This window comes from Bartonella sp. CR84HXZ, assembly GCF_042194535.1.
GTDB lineage: Bacteria > Pseudomonadota > Alphaproteobacteria > Rhizobiales > Rhizobiaceae > Bartonella > Bartonella grahamii.
In genome coordinates this window covers 87,878-110,109 of record NZ_JBHIMY010000001.1, presented here as the reverse complement: position 1 = coordinate 110,109, position 22,232 = coordinate 87,878, and the positions used below count along the sequence as shown (strand labels likewise).

Sequence of the window (22,232 nt, the reverse complement as noted above, 5' to 3'; positions counted from 1 at the left end):
AAAATTATGAATGATGATCAATCAAAAAAAAGGCTGGGTCGTGGATTAGCGGCATTAATTGGGGATATCAGTTTAAACAGCGATCTTACACGTTCATCAAATACTGACAAATTTACAGAGTCCGATACAGCTTCTCCTGTTTCTGAACGATTTGTTCCGCTTGAATCTATTTCGTGCAATCCACATAATCCGCGACGCCATTTTACCGATTCAGAACTTGATAATTTAGCACAATCAATTCGCCAGCACGGTGTTGTTCAACCTGTTATTGTAAGACCATCACGTGATCATCCTCATCGTTTTGAATTAATTGCTGGCGAACGGCGTTGGCGTGCTGCACAGCGAGCTAATTTAAATAAATTACCTGTTATTGTTCGCGATGTAGATGATAAAACGGCTTTGGAATTGGCAATTATTGAAAATGTTCAACGTGCCGATCTTAATCCTATCGAAGAAGCAATGGGATATGAAATTTTGCTGAATGAGCATGGATATACGCAGGCAGATTTAGCGCAAGTTATTGGAAAAAGTCGCAGTCATGTTGCTAATACGCTTCGTTTGTTAAAACTTCCACCAAAAGTACAACAATTCTTAACCGATGGACAACTTTCCGCTGGTCATGCACGCTGTCTTATCACTGTTGAGAATCCACAGGATTTAGCCGAAAAAATTATTCGAGAAGGGCTTTCTGTGCGCCAAACGGAAATACTTGCGTATGAACAAGCAAATCCAAAAGTCAAAAAACGAACTGCTGTTGAGAAAGATACAGAAACAAAATCTTTAGAAAAATTACTTGCAGATGTTATCGGAATGAAAGTGACTATTCGGCATGGCAAAAAAGGTGGTGATTTAAAAATACGCTATTCTTCACTAGAACAATTAGATGATATTTGCCGGCGTTTGCAAAACTAGTTAATTGTCTAAAATAGTACGAATTCTATCGATATATTTTTGATCGAAATTTAAATCATCTGAAGATATAGTATTTTTTCATTGAAGAGGATTTCTTTATCTTCAAAGGCTATTATTGCAGCAAAGTTGCTTGAAGAGTCATGAGATCAATAATGTAATCTTTAGGTGAGAGATTATGTTTTCTTAAAAGATCTGTTAGTTTTGATCTAGAAAAAATAGAAGCAATGAGTCTTTTAATGCTGTTATCATTTCCGGTATTGGATACCTCTGGCTCTGGAGGTAAATCCTCAATTTCTTTGTTTTAGTTATTCTATTTTTAAGAGGAAATATTCTGTTAAAGGATAATTTACAGTGATATTTGGATGGCTGCTAGGGAGAGAACAAATAGATTGTTTGTTCCCTTTGCCATTGTTATTTGAATATATGTTAAAAAAGAGAAAAGAAAAAACAAACACAATGCCAATTTAAACATGATCAAAATTTATCCTTTCTTTTCCAAATTTCAGTGAAGACTTTTCCGTTTGCGAAGTTAATCATTTGTTCAAAGTAGCATGAATTCTATTTACAACGCCCTCTTAAAGCAACAAGCATTCTATACATATATTTTTTACCAAATTCCAAATTATCTGAAACTACAGCATTTTTTTTATCAAAAGAAATCTCATCTTTTTTGAGAACTTCAAGAGGAAATAACAGCATTGTTAATGTTGCTTGAATGGCGAGGCGACCTATAACAAAATCTTTAGGTGTGATATTATTTTTTCTTAAAATATTCATTAATTTTGGTTGATTAGAAATAGAAGCTACTAATCTTTCAATACTGTCATCGTGTTCAATTTCAATATCAGATGCTTTTTCAGTATTGGATACTTTTGATTCTGGTGGTGAGTTTTCACACTCTTCTTTATTAATTTGTTCCATTTTAAAAAGCAAATCTTCCGTTAAGATGTAATTTGCGATGACATGCGGGAAATTGAATTTATTGGCTGTTTCCTTTTTCTTTGTTGGGTTACAAATTTTGCTTTCAACAGCCAATATTCTATACATATGTTTTTTACCAAATTCCAAATTGCTTAAAAACACAGTTTTTTTTCATCAAATTCAAAACCCCAGCTAAGCGCCATCAATATTCCTTCAAACATATTGCAACCAACAGCAAAATCTTTAGGTGTGATGTTATTGTTTTTTAAAATACTCATTAATTTTGGTTGATCAAAAATATAAGCGGTAAATTCTTTAATACTACTGTTATATGGGGTATTAGATGTTTTTAACTCTGGCAGTAAATTTTCATATTCCTTTCCAATTTGTTCCATTTTTAAAAGAAAGTCTTCAGTTAGGGTGTAATTTTCAATGAAATGCTGGAAATTAAATTGATTGTCTATTTCCTTTGCCATTGTTAGTTGAGTATGTATTACAAAAAGAAAAAGGAAAAAAAATGTAACACGAGCTTAAACATGGTTAAAAATTATCCTTTCTTCTTCGAATTTCAGCAAAGACGTTTTCATCTGTTTCTTCTTCCATTGCAAGGCTTCTTCGCAGTGTACTGTCATCCCAGCGGAGAAAGGGATTGGTAGCTTTTTCTTGCCCTAAGGTTACTGGTAAAGTCATAGTATTTTTTGCATGTAGCAAAAAAACTTCTTCTACTCTTTGACGAAGTTTCTGATTATGTGGATCAAGTGTTAACGCAAAAAGAGCATTGTTTTTGGTATATTCATGACCGCAATAAAGAAGTGTCTTATCGGGAAGTTGACGAAGCTTTTTTAAAGAGTTCAGCATTTGAGCAGGTGTTCCTTCGAAAAGGCGTCCACAACCGAGTGAGAAAAGTGTATCTCCAGCAAAGAGTAAACCTTCTTCAGGAAAATAATAAGATAATGCGCCCGAAGTGTGACCAGGTGTTGAAAGAGCCAAAAGTGGGTGAGAACCAAAGAGAAGTTTTTCATCAGGTTGAAGTGTTTGATCAAGATGGTGAATCTTTTCTTTTTCTGCTTCTGGTCCGATAACCATAGCGTTGTATACTTGTTTTAATTCTTCCAATGCTTCTACATGGTCGTGATGATGATGAGTTACAAAAATAGTCTGAAGTGTCCAGTTACGGCGTTTTAAGGCGTCATGAATCGCTTCACCTTCAGGAGCATCAATTGCAGCTGTGTAGCCACTTTTTTCATCATGAATGAGTACACCAAAGTTATCTTTTCGACAAATAAACTGTTCAATCAACATGTTTTTCTCCTGAACAGTGTTTGGTGATGAATCTATAGAATAATATATAGTGGTGAATTTTTTTAAGAATCAGATTTGTCCTCTTCTGTGAAAAGTCCTTTTGAATGTTTCATAATGATAGGCATTTGGGTAAGCATAAAGAGGACTGTTAGGGGCATGACGCCAAATACTTTAAAACTTGTCCAAAAATTGTCGCTAAAATTACGCCAAATAATTTCATTCAAAAGGGCAAGAAAAACGAAAAAGAATGCCCAACGATAGGTAAGTTTTTGCCAGCCTAAATCATCAAGTTTTAATGTAGAATCAAGAGCATAACGTAAAAGTGGTTTTTTAAAACACATACCACCAAAAAGGATGAGCGCAAATAAGCTATTAATAATTGTTGGTTTCATTTTGATGAAAGTATCGTTGTGAAGCCAAAGAGTTAAAAATCCAAAGACTAGAACAAAGATTCCTGAAAGAAGAGGCATAATAGGAATTTGTCTTGCAAGGATCCATGATAAGCTTAGAGAAATAATAATCGCTATCATAAAAATAGCTGTTGCAGGGAAAATAGGTTTACTAAAATTTTGAAAAAATCCAATGTTTTTTATTAACCATTCTCCCTTATAATTGGCAAAAAAGAAGGCAACCAACGGACCCATTTCTAAGAGAAACTTTATGGTTGGTGAGAGAGGGGGGGTCTTATTGTTATTCATATTTTTTTCAGAATTATTGCGTGAATTAGAGTTAGATAAAGGCTGTTTCATGTATGTTTTCCTGCGATAGTTTCGGCAAAGTCAGAAGCAGAAAAAGGTTGAAGGTCTTCAATATTTTCTCCTATACCGATAAAATAAACGGGTAATTTATATTTTGCTGCTATAGCGACAAGAATTCCTCCTCGTGCGGTTCCATCTAGCTTTGTCATGACTAAACCATTAACACCAGCAATATCACGGAAAATTTCCACTTGGTTGAGTGCATTCTGTCCGGTAGTTGCATCAAGCGTTTGAAGGATTGTATGGGGTGCTTGGGGGGTGTGTTTTTTTAAAACACGAATAATTTTTGCCAACTCATCCATCAATTCAGATTTATTTTGTAAACGCCCTGCTGTATCAATAATTAATACATCGCTGTTTGCTTTTTTTGCTTTTTCATAAGCATCAAAGGCTAAGCTGGCGGCATCTGCACCCAATTTTGTCGAAATAACAGGAGAATCAGTACGTTTACCCCAAATATGCAATTGCTCAATAGCTGCGGCTCGGAAAGTATCACCAGCTGCAAGCATAACTTTTAATCCCCCTGCTGTTAATTTTGCTGCAAGTTTTCCGATTGTTGTCGTTTTTCCAGTTCCATTTACACCTACCAGCAAAATAACATGAGGTTTATAGCTGAGATCAAGCTCTAATGGAATTGCAACAGGTTCCAGAACTTTTTTGACCTCATCAGCTACAATAGTATGAATATCGTCTGGGGAAAGATCTTTTCCGTAACGACTGGAAGCTAAAGTATTTGTGATGCGTGTCGCCGTTTCTACTCCAAGATCAGCTTGGATAAGGATATCTTCGAGCTCTTGCAATGTATCTTCATCAAGTTTTCTTTTAACAAAGAGGTCGCCAATTGATCCGCTTAGGCGTTGTGAAGAAAGAGATAGACTTTTTTTAAGGCGCCCAAACCACGCTATCTTTTTTTGTTCAACAGAAGGTTCAGATAAAATTTCTTCATTCTTTTTTTCACGGATGTTGTCTGTGACAATAATTTTACCAGAAAGAGGAATTTTATCAGAATGGGATTCTAGAAATGGAGATTTTTTATCATATTTTGTAAGTGTTAACTCTCGATTTTTTGTTTGCTCTTCTTTTTCTGTGTCTATAGAGATTTGGTTATTTTTTGTCCTTTCATTTTTGTCTTTATTTTCTTCCATTATATCGCTTTTATCAGGAATAGAAATCTGTTGTTTCATTTCCTGCTCTTGAGATTTGTTAAAAGAGAATATTTTTTTAATAAAAGATTTCGTCATAAGAATTTTCCTGCTCAAGCAGCGTTTAATTTTGGAAGGACAGCAATCAATTTATCGCCATCATGATCGACGATAAGGGCTTGAACAATTGTTCCTGCTTTTGCACCTTTAACTTGTACAAGAGTATAATCTTCTGTTCGTCCGATTTCATCTTTTTCAATGAGAACTGTTTGTAGACTGTTTTGCAAATGAGCAAGATGCTTTTGGTAAGCCTCTTCACCTGCTTTACGTAATTTTTCAGCACGCATCTTAACTATTTTACGGTTGATTTGTGGCATACGTGCGGCAGGTGTTCCTTCTCTTGGACTAAAGGGGAAGACATGGAGATGGGTTAAATTACAATCTTTGATTAAAACAAGACTGTTTTGAAACATCTCTTCTGTTTCTGTAGGAAAACCAGCAATTAAGTCGGCACCATAAACCACTGTAGGACGTTTGGCACGCAATTCTTGGCAAAATTGAATGGCATGTTCGCGTAAGTGTCGCCGTTTCATCCGTTTTAAAATCATATTATCACCTGCTTGCAAAGATAAATGCAAATGGGGCATGATCCTTGTTTCATAAGCTAAAAGATTGATGAGTTCTTCGTCTGCTTCAATAGAGTCAATAGATGAGAGGCGTAATCGCGCTAAGTCAGGAACATGATGCAAAATTGCTGAAGTTAATTTTCCTAGAGTAGCTTTTCCAGGAAGATCGTGGCCATAACTTGTAAGGTCAACACCTGTAAGGACCACTTCTTGGATACCCTCACCTATCAGCTTTTTAATTTGTTCTATGACAGCACCCATGGGAACAGAGCGAGATGGTCCTCGTCCATAAGGAATAATGCAAAATGTACAGCGATGATCACATCCATTTTGTACCTGTACAAAAGCGCGGGTGCGCTCTTGCATTGCACTGACCATATGTGGAGCAATTTTTTGTACTTCCATAATATCATTGACACGCACCTTTTCGGAATGGTTAATACCAAAATCAGGAAGTTGACGATAAGAATGGGCGTGAAGTTTATCTTCGTTTCCTAAAACGAGATCCACTTCTGTCATTGAGGCAAAATTTTGTGCTTCTGTTTGGGCTGCACACCCTGTTACAATGATACGTGCATGAGGATTTTCACGTCGTGCTTTGCGGATAGCTTGTTTTGCTTGTCGTACGGCTTCGGTAGTGACAGCACAGGTATTAAAGATAATAGCACCATCTTTAAGCTGATCTAGCCCTGAAGAAGTACTTTCTTTGCGAATGATTTCCGATTCGTAGCTATTAAGCCGACAACCAAAAGTTACAATTTCTATTGCCATCAGGAGTGATCCTTTTTGTAGCGCCCTGTTAAAGGGCTTAAAAAACCACTAAATTGATATTTTATTGGTCCTGTCATAATAACGTGATCGTCTTCTCGGTAAAAAATATTAAGTGTTCCCTTTGGTAAGTTTACATCAATATGGCGTTGTGTAAGACCACGACGATAAGCAGCCACTGCACTTGCACAGGCAGCACTTCCACATGCTTGTGTTAATCCTGCTCCTCGCTCCCATGTCCGTAAATTTAGACTTTTCTTTGACGTTATGCAAGCAATGGAAATATTGCACTGTTCGGGAAATAGGGGATCATGTTCAAGTTTTGGCCCATATTTTTCTAATGGAATATGTTGAATATCATTTTCAACAAAAAAGATAGCATGGAGATTGCCAATGGATATGAGACAAGCATCTTTTAGGGGACCAGCCGTAATTTCTACGTGATTGGTATCAACTATTTCACGTGAAACAGGCATCTCTTTTGCATTGAAATTTGGGCATCCCATATCAACAGAAATGAGATTATCGGTTTGATATGTCCCTTCAATAATTCCAGTGGGAGTTTCTAAACGAAATTTTTCACCAAAATTGTGATCTTTAAGCCATGCAACGACACAGCGGGTACCATTGCCACAAGCTTTAGCCATTGATCCGTCGGCATTCCATATTTCTATGCGGAAGTCGGCTTTTTTCTGGGTTGGTGTGTGGATAGCCATGATTTGATCAAAATGCATTTCGGGATCTGCTGACAAAGCAAGGATTGCTTGTAGTGTAAGAGCATGAGTGCTTTCACGCATATCAATAACAATAATTTGATTTCCAAGACCGTCCATTTTGCTAAATGGCGTTTTCATGAAACTTCTCTATTTCTAATGATTACTTATAAAGAAATATATGACTGAAAATCTTATAAATTTCTAGTCTTTAATAAAGATAAAATTGGGTACATAAATTATTTCGTTTAAAAATAAGTGATTTTAACCTGTTTTTTTTAATTTGTTAATTTATCTTTGTAACTATAACAAATATTCACTTAATTTTTTTTGTGAACTTATTTATTGTCGTGGGAGAGAGTACAGATATGTCGTTTTCAAAAATTTCGTTTTTCGTTGCACTATCAACTGTAATGCTTTTAGGGGGATGTTCAACAACACGGTTTGACAGTAATGACGGTAGTAACGCATTAGAAGTTTTTTATCCATCTCAACAAATGACAACATTGGAAGTGTCTGATCTGTCATCTACTTCTTCGTCGATATCTGAGGCAGCAAACGCTTCGATGTATGAAAAAGGAGATTCTCAGAGTGATGGACGAATGGCTAGTCTCGAATTGCCAAGTAATGCTACTGATTTATTTCCTGCAAGTGTTGCTGGTGTATGGAATCTTTCTATGGGGGGTAAAGTTTGTCGGATCGCAACGCCGCAAACAAAGTTTGGACAAGGGTACCGCGCTGGTCCTTTACACTGTCCAGGAATTGCTTCCCAAGTGAGATCGTGGGCTGTTAAAGGAAAAAGATTATATTTTTATAATAACTCTGGACGTGTTATCCTTGCTCTCTACTCTTCAAATGTTGATCGTTTTGAGGGACGTACACTTGATGATCATCCCGTTGTTTTAAGTCGTTAAATCATTTTTGATCGTTTATGAAAAACTAAGCTAGACGGGCAGATTCGTGAAAAGTATTTGTATTTTTCATTGAGAACGGTTTGAAAAAGGTTATTTGGATGATTCTCGTTTCAACACGTTATAAAGAGCTTGTCTCTAAAGGGGAGGTTTGTTTTGATCCCGCTCAATTAGCTATAACAGAATATTTTGACCATTTATTAAAAAAAATTGCGGAACAAAACATCTCTCGTCCTTGGACTTGGATATTTTGCTCTTTCTTTAATAGAATATTTAAGAGGAAAAAACAAAATATCTCTTGTGTTGTAAAACAAGGGGATGAAAAAGGTTCTTTTCAGGGGTTGTATGTTTTTGGTGAAGTAGGACGGGGCAAAACCATGCTGATGGATTTGTTCTTTTCTTGTTTGCCTAAAGGTCATAAAAAGCGTGCTCATTTTAATGATTTTATGACTGATGTGCATGAGCGTATTAATTTTTATCGTCAAGCATCTGGGGGTGAAAAGTTTAAACAAGATAATCCTATTTTAGCTGTTGCTGAAGATCTTGCACGAGAAGCAAAGGTACTTTGTTTTGATGAGTTTAGTGTAACAGATATTGCTGATGCTATGGTATTGGGGCGGCTTATTTCTGCTTTGTTTGATAAAGGAATTTTCTTTATTGCGACTTCAAATGTGGCGCCGGATAACCTTTATTATAACGGTTTAAATCGTGAACTCTTTTTGCCTTTTATTCAAGTTTTGAAAGCATATGTTCGTGTTGTTAATCTTGATGCAAAAACAGATTATCGTCTTGAAAAATCAAATCTACAGCCTGTGTATGTAGCACCTTTAGGGAAAAAAGCAGATGAATGCATGGATCAAGCATGGGCACTTGTATTGCAAGGACATAAGGAGATATCTGATGAGCTTTCTATAAAAGGGCGCCTTATTCCTATTCCGCGGGTTGGTGCAGGATGTGCACGCTTTGATTATGGAGATTTATGTGCAAAGCCTTTGGCAGCGGCTGAGTATTTGGTATTAGGGGAGAATTATCATACGATTTTTATTGATAATGTACCGGTCATGGATGATACATGTCGCAATGAAACAAAACGGTTTATTTTGCTTATTGATATTCTTTATGAGCGCCACATACGGTTATTTATGTCGGCTGCGGCAGAGGTGGGAGATTTGTATAAAGGGCATGCGCAGATTACGGAAACATTTGAATTTCAAAGAACACAGTCACGTCTTTTTGAAATGCAAAGCCACGATTATTTAAAACTTTGGGAAGAACATTTTCTTTTGAAGAAGAAGCATTGATTATACTTTTACCTTTACGTAAACTGTAAAAACAATAACTCTTTGAAATTAAAGAAATGTAATAATTCTGTTGTATTTTTTTAAAATTCACTTTATCGATACATCGTGATAATTTTCTAATAGTTGTTTCAGCGGAGGGTTGTTGTTTCTGTAAGGAGAAAAATTTGTAAATTTCATTTCTTTACTCCTTTTTATGATATTGTTTGAATATGGTTGAAGTCAAAAATATTCAGTATAGGGACGCTGATGGGTGTGCGCTGAATTATCTAAAAGTTAGGAAAAAATAAAATGGCACGGAAAAAAATAGCTCTCATTGGTTCAGGTATGATTGGTGGTACTTTAGCACATATTATTGGGCTTAAAGAGCTTGCTGATGTGGTCTTATTTGATATTGCAGAAGGTGTGCCACAAGGTAAGGCTCTAGATATCGCCGAATCTTCTCCCGTTGATGGTTTTGATATCAGTCTAAAAGGTGCTAATGCTTATGAAGCAATTGAAGGTGCTGATGTTGTTATTGTAACAGCAGGCGTTGCGCGAAAACCTGGTATGAGCCGTGATGAACTTTTGGGCATTAATTTAAAGGTTATGGAACAAGTTGGAGCTGGAATTAAAAAATACGCTTCTTCAGCATTTGTTATTTGTATTACCAATCCCCTTGATGCAATGGTGTGGGCATTGCAGAAATTTTCAGGTCTCCCTACACATAAAGTGGTTGGTATGGCTGGTGTTCTTGATTCAGCGCGTTTTCGTCATTTCTTATCTGAGGAATTTAAGGTCTCTATTAAAGATGTGACAGCGTTTGTTTTAGGGGGGCACGGTGATACAATGGTTCCTCTCGTGCGTTATTCAACAGTTGGTGGTATTTCTTTGCCTGATCTTATAAAGATGGGCTGGACAACACAGGAAAGAATTGATCAAATTATCCAGCGTACCCGTGATGGCGGTGCAGAAATTGTTGGTTTGTTAAAAACAGGTTCTGCTTATTATGCACCAGCAGCTTCTGCTGTTTCTATGGCTGAGGCCTATTTAAAGGACACTAAGCGTGTTGTGCCTGTTGCAGCTTATCTTTCAGGAGAATATGGGGTTAATGATACCTACGTTGGTGTTCCTGTTGTAATTGGTGCAGGTGGTGTTGAACGAGTCATTGAAATTGATCTTGATAAAGAAGAAAGAGGTGCTTTTGATCATTCAGTAAATGCAGTTAAAAAGCTTTGTGAAGCTTGTATTGCTCTTGTGCCTAGTCTCAAGTAAATTGAACAAGATTTAATTCATTAAAACTAAGTATTTAGAATATTAAAACTTTAGGATTAATAATGATCCATAAAAGAAAAGGACAAATGCATGAATATCCATGAGTATCAGGCCAAACGTCTGCTTCATGAATATGGAGCACCAATTGCAAATGGTGTTGCTGTTTATTCTGTTGAGCAAGCTGAAAAATGGGCGGAAAAATTGCCCGGACCTCTCTATGTGGTTAAAAGTCAGATACACGCTGGTGGTCGTGGTAAGGGTAAGTTTAAAGAACTTGGTCCTGATGCAAAGGGTGGTGTTCGGCTTGCAAAATCTGTTGAAGAAGTTGTTGCAAATGTTCAAGAAATGCTTGGTAAAACTTTGGTAACCAAACAAACGGGTCCAGAGGGTAAGCAGGTCAATCGTCTTTACATTGAGGATGGTGCTGATATTGAAAGGGAGCTTTATCTTTCACTTTTGGTTGATCGTAGCGTTGGTCGAATTGCTTTTGTTGTTTCAACAGAAGGTGGAATGGATATTGAAACGGTTGCTGAAGAGACACCAGAAAAAATATTCACGCTTCCCATTGATGCTGTAGAGGGTGTTACTTCGGTTGATTGTGCAAGACTTTGTGATGCATTGAAACTACAAAGTAGTGCGCGAGAAGATGGTGAAAAGCTTTTTCCGATTCTCTATAAGGCATTTTGTAAAAAAGATATGAGCCTTTTAGAAATCAATCCGCTTATTGTGATGAAAGATGGTCGTTTACGTGTTCTTGATGCAAAAGTTTCTTTTGATAATAATGCTCTGTTTCGTCATCCAGATATTTTAGAATTACGCGATCTTTCAGAAGAGGATCCAAAAGAAATTGAAGCATCAAAGCATGATCTTGCTTATGTTGCTCTTGAGGGTACGATTGGTTGCATGGTTAATGGTGCGGGTCTTGCTATGGCAACAATGGATATTATCAAACTCTATGGAGCTGAGCCTGCAAATTTTCTTGACGTTGGTGGTGGAGCGTCAAAAGAAAAGGTGACAGCTGCTTTTAAAATTATTACGGCCGATCCAAATGTTAAGGGCATTTTGGTTAACATTTTTGGTGGTATTATGCGTTGTGATGTCATTGCTGAAGGTGTGGTTGCTGCTGTTCGTGAGGTTGGTTTAAAGGTTCCCTTAGTTGTTCGTCTTGAAGGCACTAATGTTGAGCAGGGTAAAGCAATTATTAATGAAAGTGGTTTGAATGTTATTCCTGCTGATGATTTAGATGATGCTGCCCAAAAAATTGTTGCAGCCGTGAAGGGAGCTTAAGCTATGTCGATTCTTGTGAATAAAGAGACAAAAGTTCTAGTTCAAGGGCTTACAGGAAAAACAGGAACATTTCATACAGAACAGGCGCTTGCTTATCATGGTACGCAAATGGTTGGGGGTGTTAATCCTAAAAAGGGTGGAGAAACATGGGAAGGTTCAAAAGGCGAAACTCTTCCTATCTTTGCTAATGTTGCAGAAGCAAAGGAAAAAACAGGCGCGGATGCTTCTGTTATTTATGTTCCTCCTGCAGGGGCTGCGGCAGCTATTATAGAGGCTATTGAAGCTGAAGTTCGTTTAATTATCTGTATTACGGAAGGTATTCCCGTTATGGATATGGTTAAAGTGAAGGCGCGATTAGAAAACTCAAAGTCTCGTCTTATTGGTCCTAATTGTCCTGGTATTCTTACACCAAATGAATGTAAAATTGGTATTATGCCTGGTTCTATTTTTAGAAAAGGTTCTGTTGGGGTTGTTTCGAGGTCGGGAACTTTAACTTATGAAGCCGTTTTTCAAACGAGTCAGGAAGGTCTCGGGCAAACAACTGCGATAGGGATTGGTGGCGACCCTGTTAAGGGCACTGAATTTATTGATGTGTTGGAAATGTTTTTAGCGGATGATGAAACTCAGTCTATTGTTATGATTGGGGAGATTGGTGGTTCTGCTGAAGAAGAAGCAGCACAGTTTCTGCAAGATGAAGCAAAAAAAGGTCGTAAAAAACCAGTTGTTGGCTTTATTGCTGGCCGTACAGCTCCTCCAGGACGTACAATGGGACATGCTGGTGCTGTTATTTCTGGTGGTAAAGGTGGAGCAGAAGATAAAATTGCGGCAATGGAATCAGCAGGGATTCGAGTGTCTCCTTCACCATCACAGATAGGTAAGACTTTGATGTCAGTTTTGAAGGGCTAAAAGAAAATTTCACCTGAATAAGAAAAAGTTCTTAGATTCAGGTGAAAAAACTTGAGTATAAAAAGGTAAAACTTTTTTGAATGTTTGAATCATTGCTTGTTTTGTAAGCATTTAAAGGTCGAAAAGAGATATAAGGAGACGGAATAGATGTTCCGGAGAGGTATATGGCAAGGCAGGACGAAATAAATAGCCTTTTTGCACAGACATCATTTCTTTATGGTGGCAATGCGGATTATATAGATCAACTTTATGCTCAATATGAAAAAGATCCTACCAGTGTTGATTCACAGTGGCGTGCTTTTTTTGAAGGACTTCATGATAATAAAGAAGATGTTCTCAGAAATGCTGAAGGGGCAACATGGCAAAGTGATCATTGGCCAGTAAAGGCAAATGGAGAATTGGTTTCTGCTCTTGATGGTGATTGGTCTTCTCTTGAAAAATATCTTGGTGATAAATTAAAGGAAAAAGCAATAACAGGTGCTGCACAAAAGGGAAAAACTTCCAGTGAGCAAGATATTATTCGTGCAACACGTGATTCCGTTCATGCAATTATGATGATTCGTGCGTTTCGAGCACGGGGGCATCTTCGTGCGCGGCTTGACCCTCTTCAATTGGCCGAAAAACAAGAAGATTATAAGGAACTTTCTCCAGAAGCTTATGGTTTTACTCCAGCTGATTACGAGCGTCCCATTTTTATTGATAATGTTTTAGGGTTGGAATATGCAACTATTCCACAAATGCTTGAAATTCTCAACCGTACATATTGTTCAACAATCGGTGTGGAATATATGCATGTTTCTGATCCGGTTCAGAAAGCATGGCTTCAAGAACGCATTGAAGGGCGAGATGAAAAAATTTCTTTCACACAACAAGACAAGAAAGCTATCCTGAAAAAGCTTATTCAGGCAGAAGGATTCGAACAGTTTTTAGACACTAAATATAAAGGTACAAAGCGTTTTGGACTCGATGGTGGTGAGGCGCTGATTCCCGCTCTTGAACAGATTATCAAATGTGGTAGTGCTTTAGGGGTGCAGGAAGTTATTTTAGGAATGGCACATCGTGGTCGTTTAAATGTTCTTTCACAAGTTCTTGCCAAGCCGCATAGGGCTATCTTTCATGAATTCAAAGGGGGATCTTATAAGCCTGATGATGTGGAGGGATCCGGTGATGTCAAATATCATTTGGGAACTTCAGCTGATCTTGAATTTGATGGTAAAAAAGTTCATTTATCGCTGTTGGCCAATCCATCTCATCTTGAGATTGTTGATCCGGTTGTTATGGGAAAAGCACGTGCTAAACAAGATCAACTTATGGGACTTGCACATACTGATTTACTCTCATTAAGTGAGCGTTCAAAAGTGATGCCATTGCTTATTCATGGTGATGCTGCTTTTGCGGGACAAGGCGTTATCCAAGAAACTTTTGGTCTTTCAGGTCTTAAAGGTTATCGTGTTGCAGGCTCACTTCATGTTATTATCAATAATCAGATTGGTTTTACAACATCTCCACGTTTTTTACGTTCTTCGCCTTATCCATCAGATGTTGCAAAAATGATTGATGCACCAATTTTCCATGTGAATGGTGATGATCCTGAGGCAGTTGTTTTTGTTGCCAAAATAGCAACAGAGTTTCGCCAAATTTTCCATAAACCGGTGGTTATTGATATGTTTTGTTATCGCCGTTATGGGCATAATGAAGGTGATGAGCCTTCCTTTACGCAACCGCTTATGTATAAAGCAATTCGTAATCATAAAACAACACTTCAACTTTATAGTGACCAATTGGTAGCAGAAGGGGTGATTTCTTTAGAAGAGATTGAGCAACAAAAAAAAATATGGCGCGATAAGCTTGAAGGTGAATTTGAAGCAAGTGCTTCTTATAAGCCTAATAAAGCTGATTGGCTTGATGGAAGCTGGACGGGACTCAAAGCTTTTAGTAGTTCTGATGAACAACATTCTAGAACAACCGGTGTTGAATTAAAAATTTTAAAGGAAATTGGTCAGAAAATTGTCGAAATTCCGGCAGATTTTCACGTTCACAAAACCATTCAACGTTTTTTAAATAATCGTGCTAAAATTTTTGAAACCGGTGAGGGTGTTGACTGGGCAACCGCTGAAGCTCTAGCTTTTGGTTCTCTTTGTTTGGAAGGAGCACCGGTTCGTCTTTCCGGTGAGGATGTTGAACGGGGAACTTTTTCACAACGTCATTCAGTTCTTTATGACCAAGAAAATGAGGCGCGTTATATTCCTTTGAATCATTTACAAAAGGGGCAAGCGCTTTATGAAGTTGTTAATTCTATGCTTTCTGAAGAAGCTGTTCTTGGTTTTGAATATGGATATTCTCTTGCTGAACCACGAGGATTAACACTTTGGGAAGCACAATTTGGTGATTTCTCTAATGGTGCACAGGTCATTTTTGATCAATTTATTTCATCCGCAGAGCGTAAGTGGCTTCGTATGTCTGGTCTTGTGTGTTTATTGCCTCATGGTTTTGAAGGGCAAGGGCCGGAGCATTCTTCTGCACGTTTAGAACGGTTTCTTCAACTTTGTGCGGAAGATAATATGCAGGTTGCTAATTGTACAACCCCTGCAAATTATTTTCATATTTTGCGTCGACAAATTAAGCGTGACTTCCGTAAGCCATTGATTTTGATGACACCGAAATCACTTTTACGTCATAAGCGCGCTGTTTCTCTTCTCAATGAAATGGGGCCAGAAACAAGTTTCTGTCGTGTGTTGCTTGATGATGCAGAATGTCTCAAAGATTCTGTCATTAAGTTGCAGAAAGATAATAAAATTCGCCGTGTCGTTCTTTGTACTGGTAAGGTTTATTACGACCTTTATGAAGAACGTGAAAAAAAGGGTATTGATGATGTTTACCTCCTTCGTGTTGAACAACTTTATCCTTTCCCTGCTAAAGTTTTGGTGAATGTGTTGTCGCGCTTTTTGCAGGCGGAAGTTTTTTGGTGCCAAGAAGAACCAAAAAACATGGGGGCTTGGTCATTTATTGAGCCTTATTTGGAATGGGTTTTGACGCATATTAATGCGCAATATTCACGTGCTCGTTATGCAGGACGTCCTGCGAGTGCGTCACCGGCCTCTGGGTTAATGGTGAAACACCTTGAACAACTGGCTGCGTTTCTTAAAGACGCGTTAGGTTCTTAATTTATTACTACTCTGATGTATGGAAAAATATTATGACTACTGAAATTCGTGTTCCTACTTTGGGCGAATCGGTTACCGAAGCAACGATTGGCAAATGGTTTAAAAAACTTGGCGAAGCTGTCGCTATGGATGAGCCTTTGGTTGAATTAGAAACTGATAAGGTGACCGTTGAAGTTCCTTCTCCTGTTGCGGGAAAATTATCTGAAATCATTGCAAAAGAAGGCGATACGGTTGAAGTAAATGCTCTTTTAGGAGTGGTGGAAGCTGGAGAAGCTGGTGTCTCCCAATCATCTTCACCTTCTGCTACACTTGTTCCAGCGGCTTCATCTGAATCAGAGAAGCCTGCTTCGAGCAGTACAATGCCTCCTTCTCCTTCAGCAGCAAAATTGATGGCTGAAAATAATGTTGCAAAAAGCGATATTTCAGGTTCTGGAAAACGTGGACAAATTCTTAAAGAAGATGTTCTTGGTGGATTAAAACAAAGTACAAATGCCTCTACACCCTCTTCTTCTGCGACGAGTTCTTCGGCAGCTCCTGTCCAAGAAACACGTGAAGAGCGGGTTCGTATGACGAAATTGCGTCAAACAATTGCTCGCCGTCTTAAAGATGCACAAAATGTAGCAGCAATGTTAACCACATTTAATGAGGTTGATATGTCAGCGGTGATGGATTTGCGCAAGCGTTATAAGGACCTTTTTGAAAAGAAACATGGTGTTAAACTTGGTTTTATGGGCTTTTTTACCAAAGCTGTTTGTCATGCATTAAAAGAACTTCCTGCTGTTAATGCCGAGATTGATGGGACAGATATTGTTTACAAAAACTATGTCAATGTTGGAATTGCTGTTGGAACGGATAAAGGGCTTGTTGTTCCAGTAGTGCGAGATGCAGATCAAATGTCATTGGCAGAGATTGAAAAAGAGATTGGTCGTTTGGGGCGTCTTGCGCGTGATGGAAAATTAGCCGTTTCTGATATGCAAGGGGGAACTTTTACCATTACCAATGGTGGTGTGTATGGATCGTTGATGTCAACACCGATTTTGAATGCACCACAATCTGGTATTTTGGGAATGCATGCGATTAAAGAGCGAGCAATGGTTGTTGAGGGCCAAGTTGTGATCCGCCCCATGATGTATTTAGCGCTTTCTTATGATCACCGTATTGTGGATGGGCAAGAAGCTGTAACTTTCCTTGTGCGTGTTAAGGAAAGCTTAGAAGATCCGGAACGCCTTGTTCTTGATTTGTAAAATACAGTTTTCAGGATGAAAGGAGAAACGGATGTCTTATGATGTGGCTGTGATCGGAGCGGGTCCAGGTGGTTATGTAGCAGCAATAAAGGCTGCACAACTAGGACTTAAAGTAGCGATTATTGAAAAGCGTACAACATTAGGAGGAACATGTCTCAACGTTGGTTGTATTCCTTCTAAAGCGTTGTTGCATGCTTCAGAAGTGTTTTCTGAAACCCAGCATGGTTTTGAAACGCTTGGTATTTCTATTGGTAAATCTAAGCTTAATCTTGAACAAATGATGGTTCATAAGAAAGCTGTGGTGACAGCCAATACAAGTGGCGTTTCTTTTTTGATGAAAAAAAATAAAGTTGATACTTTTTTTGGAACAGCTAAAATTTTGAGTGCGGGTCATGTGGAAGTTGTTGCCAGAGATGGTAATAAACAAACAATTGAAACAAAAAATATTATTATTGCTACGGGCTCAGAGAGTTCAGGCATTCCAGGCGTGAATGTTGAAATTGATGAAAAGACTATTGTTTCTTCTACGGGAGCCCTTTCACTTGAAAAAGTACCAGAGCATATGATTGTAGTGGGTGCTGGTGTTATTGGTTCAGAACTTGGATCAGTTTGGAGCCGTTTAGGTGCTAAAGTTACCATTATTGAGTATCTTAATAAAATTTTGGGCTCAATGGATGGTGAAGTTTCACGGCAATTTCAGAAATTAATGGAAAAACAGGGGATAGAATATAAGACGGGAACAAAGGTGACAGCTGTTACACAATCTGGCTCAACTGCTCAGGTGACTTTTGAAGCCGTCAAAGGTGGTGCAGCTGAAACTTTAGAGGCTGATGTTGTGCTTATTGCTACTGGACGTTCTCCGTATACCGAGGGGCTTGGCTTAGGGGAGGCTGGTGTTCAGTTAGATGAACGCGGATTTATTGCAATTGATGCCCATTGGCAGACGAATGTTCCAGGAATTTATGCGATTGGTGATGTCGTAAAAGGGCCAATGTTAGCGCATAAAGCAGAGGAAGAAGGCGTTGCTGTGGCAGAAATTTTGGCAGGTCAAAAAGGGCATGTTAATTTTGATGTTATTCCTAGTGTTGTTTATACACAGCCGGAAATTGCTAGTGTAGGAAGGACAGAAGAAGAGCTAAAAACTGCTGGTATTGAATATAATGTTGGCAAATTTCCTTTTATGGCTAATGGTCGTGCTCGTGCAATGCAAAAGAGTGATGGGTTCGTTAAAATCCTTTCTGATAAAAAAACAGATCGGGTATTAGGGGGGCATATTCTTGGATTTGGTGCTGGTGAAATGATCCATGAAATTGCAGTTTTAATGGAATTTGGTGGTTCATCAGAAGATCTGGGGCGTTGTTGCCACGCACATCCTACCTTATCAGAAGCCGTGCGTGAGGCAGCTTTGGCAACATTTGCTAAACCACTTCATATTTAAAAAGCTTTTAAAAAGTACATTTTAAAGGTCATAGGAGGCAGAAAATATTTGTGAAGCATACAACAACATTTTAAAACTTTAAAAAGGAATACAACCAATTGTATTGAAATATTCCGTTTGTTGTATGCTTTTCGATAATTATTGTTTTAAAATTCAGTTGTGTAGTTTTTATTGATTATCTTGTTGTGCACTATCGTTTAGAGCGGTGGTGTTTGGTTTATGTAAAGTTTTACATATGGGGTGGTTTTTATACTGTTATAAAATATTTAGGATAGGGTTATGAGCCTATTTGCGTGCTTTGTTTTAAGAACACATCTCTCAAAATGTGCAAACTTACTTCGCGATGGTGCTCATGAATGGTATAGCTGTAAAGTTCCTCTTGAAATATATAAAATTCATTCAAATTGTTATAAGACCTATTTGTGCATCATCATCTTTATGTTTAGTAAAAGTACACGCTGACATTATAATGCACTTTTTCAGTTCTCAATATTGCTAAAGCTCTTTATTATTTGAGAATTTTTATAAGAGAGATTTTTATTCTTTTCTTTTATCATTTTTACTCACACGCTCGCTCTGTTTGTGATGTGCAGGAAAAAGATATTAATTGATTCAATGTGAGAGAGTTTGTGATAAGAGAATCTTATAATATTCAGCGTTATGAATCAAGTTGAAAATGATATTTGTTGTTATAAATCAATGTGTTATATATGATAATGAATCATATGAAGAGAGAAGCCAAGAGGAATTCGCTCAAAGAAATTGAATTGTTTAATGATTGGTGTGGGTTAAGGATATTTGTCATTTAAGATGAAGAGGGGAGGGGGTGAATATTCTACAAAATACCGCTCTTTTAAAAGAGCGGTATTTTTATATCTTTTGTTTATGACACTATCTTTTTGATGATAATGACAAGTTATACAGTGTGATTAAATTAGTTTTTGCTTCTCTGTTTTTCTTGATCATTGCTTGCTATGTCTTAAAAAGATGATATATCTCTTCTTTAAGGTTGTTAAGAAATCGTAATGTTGCCAAAATATAACGAATAGCTAAAATTTTTTTGAAAACCATAATTACATGAGAATATTAAGTTTGTTTTCATTGGGCAGTTTTCTGATAACTTAAAAAATCAAGCATATGCTTTCTATAGGTATAAATTTAAAATTCTAATTTTTTATCCTCTTGTTGTTCTCTTATAAAAGTGGGAAGCCCCATACGATCAAGATATTTAAGGAAAGGGCGGGGTGGTAATTCCTCTACATTGACCATAGTCTTAACATCCCATTCGCCTGTAGCAATGAGAAGGGCTGTAGCAGCAGCTGGTACGCCAGCGGTATAGGAAATGCCTTGTGCTCCAGTTTCATGAAAAGCTTGTTTATGATCGGCTATATTATAGATAAAAATTTCTCGCAGGTGTCCATCTTTTTCGCCTTTAATAAGATCTCCGATACAGGTTTTTCCTGTGTAGTCTGGGGCGAGAGAGGAAGGGTCGGGTAAGACGGCTTTCACGACTTTCAAGGGCACGACTTCTTGACCTTCCGCCGTTTTAATCGGTTGTTCGGATAAGAGTCCGAGGTTTTTTAGAACCGTAAAAACAGTGATATAACGTTCACCAAATCCCATCCAGAAACGGACATTCTCCACATCGAGATTTTTCGATAATGAATGAATTTCATCATGTCCTGTCATATAGGCTTTTTGTTTTCCAACAACGGGGAGATCCCATTCATGGCTGATTTCAAACATTTTATTGGAAGTCCATTTTTTATTTTGCCATGACCATACTTGTCCTGTAAATTCACGGAAGTTAATTTCTGGATCAAAATTTGTAGCAAACCAACGCCCATGATTTCCGGCATTAATATCAATAATATCAATATCTGTGATTTTATCAAAATAATCATCGCGCGCTAATGCTGCATAAGCATTCACTACACCTGGGTCAAAACCTGCTCCTAAAATAGCGGTTATACCAGCTTTTTCACATTCTTGACGCCGAGGCCATTCATAATTGCCATACCAAGGAGGTGTTTCACAAATTTTCAAGGGGTCTTCATGGATCGCTGTATCGATATAAGCGCATTTGGTTTCAATACAAGCTGAAAGAACAGACATATTAAGAAAGGCAGAACCAACATTAATGACAATTTCGCATTTGGTCTTTTGGATGAGCTTTATAGCTTCTTCTACATTCATGGCATTGAGCGAATGGCTTTTGAGAACACCCTGTTCTTTCATAGTGTTTTTTTCTTTAATAGAAGCAATGATGGCTTCACATTTTTTGAGTGTTCGTGAAGCAATATGAATTTCACCAAGAATATCGTTGTTTTGAGCACATTTGTGTGCAACAACTTGTGCAACACCTCCAGCACCAATAATGAGAACATTTTTTTTCATTGTAGGTTCATCTCCTTTTTAATACTGTTGTATGACGTTTTTATGGTTGATCTTTATGAAAGACTTTCCTGATAGTCGTTATAGCTGAATTGGCGTTGAAGTGTTAGTGTACCATCGCACTCTTTGAGAACAATAGCAGGCATTGTAACGCCATTAAACCAGTTTTTCTTGACCATTGTATAACCTGCTGCATCCTGAAAAGACAGCCGATCGCCTATTTTAAGAGGTTTTTGAAATTGAAATGTTCCAAAAATATCGCCGGCAAGACAAGATTTTCCACAAATCATAATTTCGTGTGGTCCTTGATTGGGTTCTAATTTGGCATTTTCACGATAAATGAGAAGATCAAGCATATGTGCTTCAATTGAGCTGTCAACGATGGCAAGATTCTTTTCATTATACAATGTGTCAAGAACACTGACTTCTAATGTGGTGCTTTTGGTGATAGCAGCTTCTCCTGGTTCTAGAAAAAGAGTAACACCATGGGTTTTAGAAAATTGTTTTAAACGTTTTGCGAAAGATTCTAAAGGATAATTTTCAGCTGTAAAATGGATTCCGCCACCAAGGCTTATCCAGTCAACCGCAGCGAAAAGTTCTGCAAATTTTTCTTCCATGTGATTCAGCATTTGGTTAAAAAGATTAAAATCAGCATTTTCGCAATTGTTGTGGATCATTAGGCCATTTATGAGGGGTAGAACTTCTTTTATAGCGCTTTGATTGGTTTCGCCTAAGCGGCTAAAAGGGCGGGAGGGATTGGCAAGATCAAAATTGGATGCGCTGATTCCTGGATTTAACCTCAAACCCCGTTGGATGGTTTTGCTAGCTTTAGAAAAACGTTGAAGTTGTTGGATTGAGTTAAAGATAATTTTGTCTGCATAGCTACAGGCTTCATCAATTTCATGATCGGCCCAAGCAACCGAATAAGCATGTGTTTCTTTGCCAAATTTTTCTCTTCCTAAACGCAGCTCATAAAGGGATGATGATGTGGTTCCATCCATGAACTCAGACATTAAATCAAAAACACTCCATGTGGCAAAACATTTCAAAGCAAGTAAAATTTTAGCTCCAGACATTTCCCGTAAACGAGAAATTGTTTGCATGTTTTTGATGAGTTTCGATTTGTCTATAAGGTAGTAGGGGGTTTTTATCATCATTTATTCATTCTTCTTTGAAGGATCTTATTACCAAGAT

General features: G+C 37.7%; 18 protein-coding genes. 9 read left to right on the top strand and 9 right to left on the bottom strand.

What is annotated here, in order from left to right:
• Positions 1-6 precede the first annotated feature (6 nt).
• Entirely contained in the window at positions 7-912 is a 906-nt protein-coding gene (locus ACFIKD_RS00485; RefSeq protein ID WP_375635354.1) for a ParB/RepB/Spo0J family partition protein, read from the top strand.
• 558 nt (positions 913-1,470) lie between these two features.
• On the opposite strand, the gene ACFIKD_RS00480 is transcribed toward ACFIKD_RS00485, so the two are convergent.
• The 7 genes from ACFIKD_RS00480 to dapF form a co-directional block, all read right to left on the bottom strand.
• Entirely contained in the window at positions 1,471-1,980 is a 510-nt protein-coding gene (locus ACFIKD_RS00480) for a hypothetical protein (RefSeq protein WP_375646935.1), read from the bottom strand.
• A gap of 5 nt (positions 1,981-1,985) precedes the next feature.
• On the bottom strand, positions 1,986-2,309 hold the full coding sequence (locus tag ACFIKD_RS00475; protein ID WP_375646933.1) for a hypothetical protein: 324 nt from the start codon (positions 2,307-2,309) through the stop codon (positions 1,986-1,988).
• Positions 2,310-2,373: 64 nt separating this feature from the next.
• Positions 2,374-3,135 carry a hydroxyacylglutathione hydrolase gene (gloB, locus tag ACFIKD_RS00470; protein ID WP_375644346.1) on the bottom strand — a complete coding sequence of 254 codons (762 nt, stop codon included), beginning with the start codon at positions 3,133-3,135 and terminating at the stop codon, positions 2,374-2,376.
• Between the two features lie 62 nt (positions 3,136-3,197).
• A complete protein-coding gene (locus ACFIKD_RS00465) occupies positions 3,198-3,884 on the bottom strand; it encodes a septation protein A (protein ID WP_375635351.1) in 687 nt (228 codons plus the stop codon).
• On the bottom strand, positions 3,881-5,134 hold the full coding sequence (gene ftsY / locus ACFIKD_RS00460) for a signal recognition particle-docking protein FtsY (protein WP_375646932.1): 1,254 nt from the start codon (positions 5,132-5,134) through the stop codon (positions 3,881-3,883). The genes ACFIKD_RS00465 and ftsY overlap by 4 nt, the downstream gene beginning before the upstream one ends.
• Before the next feature lie 14 nt (positions 5,135-5,148).
• Complete coding sequence (mtaB, locus tag ACFIKD_RS00455) at positions 5,149-6,432, bottom strand: tRNA (N(6)-L-threonylcarbamoyladenosine(37)-C(2))-methylthiotransferase MtaB (protein ID WP_375646930.1); 1,284 nt, start codon at positions 6,430-6,432, stop codon at positions 5,149-5,151.
• Positions 6,432-7,283 carry a diaminopimelate epimerase gene (gene dapF / locus ACFIKD_RS00450; RefSeq protein WP_375646929.1) on the bottom strand — a complete coding sequence of 284 codons (852 nt, stop codon included), beginning with the start codon at positions 7,281-7,283 and terminating at the stop codon, positions 6,432-6,434. Before dapF ends, mtaB begins: the two co-directional genes overlap by 1 nt.
• A 227-nt stretch (positions 7,284-7,510) precedes the next feature.
• On the opposite strand from dapF, the gene ACFIKD_RS00445 reads away from it, so the two are divergent.
• From ACFIKD_RS00445 to lpdA, 8 genes are all read left to right on the top strand, one after another.
• On the top strand, positions 7,511-8,056 hold the full coding sequence (locus ACFIKD_RS00445) for an AprI/Inh family metalloprotease inhibitor (RefSeq protein WP_015857108.1): 546 nt from the start codon (positions 7,511-7,513) through the stop codon (positions 8,054-8,056).
• A gap of 98 nt (positions 8,057-8,154) precedes the next feature.
• Positions 8,155-9,354, top strand: a complete 1,200-nt coding sequence (gene zapE / locus ACFIKD_RS00440) for a cell division protein ZapE (protein ID WP_375646928.1) — start codon at positions 8,155-8,157, stop codon at positions 9,352-9,354.
• A gap of 288 nt (positions 9,355-9,642) precedes the next feature.
• A complete protein-coding gene (mdh, locus tag ACFIKD_RS00435; protein WP_375635347.1) occupies positions 9,643-10,605 on the top strand; it encodes a malate dehydrogenase in 963 nt (320 codons plus the stop codon).
• Between the two features lie 90 nt (positions 10,606-10,695).
• Complete coding sequence (gene sucC / locus ACFIKD_RS00430; protein ID WP_375635346.1) at positions 10,696-11,892, top strand: ADP-forming succinate--CoA ligase subunit beta; 1,197 nt, start codon at positions 10,696-10,698, stop codon at positions 11,890-11,892.
• Positions 11,893-11,895: 3 nt separating this feature from the next.
• On the top strand, positions 11,896-12,798 hold the full coding sequence (sucD, locus tag ACFIKD_RS00425; protein WP_375625535.1) for a succinate--CoA ligase subunit alpha: 903 nt from the start codon (positions 11,896-11,898) through the stop codon (positions 12,796-12,798).
• 164 nt (positions 12,799-12,962) lie between these two features.
• Positions 12,963-15,962: a 2-oxoglutarate dehydrogenase E1 component gene (locus tag ACFIKD_RS00420; protein WP_375646926.1), complete on the top strand. Its 3,000-nt coding sequence runs from the start codon at positions 12,963-12,965 to the stop codon at positions 15,960-15,962.
• 32 nt (positions 15,963-15,994) lie between these two features.
• Positions 15,995-17,206 carry a 2-oxoglutarate dehydrogenase complex dihydrolipoyllysine-residue succinyltransferase gene (gene odhB, locus ACFIKD_RS00415; RefSeq protein WP_375644341.1) on the top strand — a complete coding sequence of 404 codons (1,212 nt, stop codon included), beginning with the start codon at positions 15,995-15,997 and terminating at the stop codon, positions 17,204-17,206.
• A gap of 31 nt (positions 17,207-17,237) precedes the next feature.
• Positions 17,238-18,644 carry a dihydrolipoyl dehydrogenase gene (gene lpdA / locus ACFIKD_RS00410; RefSeq protein WP_375646925.1) on the top strand — a complete coding sequence of 469 codons (1,407 nt, stop codon included), beginning with the start codon at positions 17,238-17,240 and terminating at the stop codon, positions 18,642-18,644.
• A gap of 1,158 nt (positions 18,645-19,802) precedes the next feature.
• Here lpdA and ACFIKD_RS00405 read toward each other — a convergent pair.
• On the bottom strand, positions 19,803-21,041 hold the full coding sequence (locus ACFIKD_RS00405) for a saccharopine dehydrogenase NADP-binding domain-containing protein (protein WP_375646924.1): 1,239 nt from the start codon (positions 21,039-21,041) through the stop codon (positions 19,803-19,805).
• Between the two features lie 53 nt (positions 21,042-21,094).
• Entirely contained in the window at positions 21,095-22,192 is a 1,098-nt protein-coding gene (locus ACFIKD_RS00400; protein ID WP_375647006.1) for a carboxynorspermidine decarboxylase, read from the bottom strand.
• Positions 22,193-22,232: the final 40 nt, after the last annotated feature.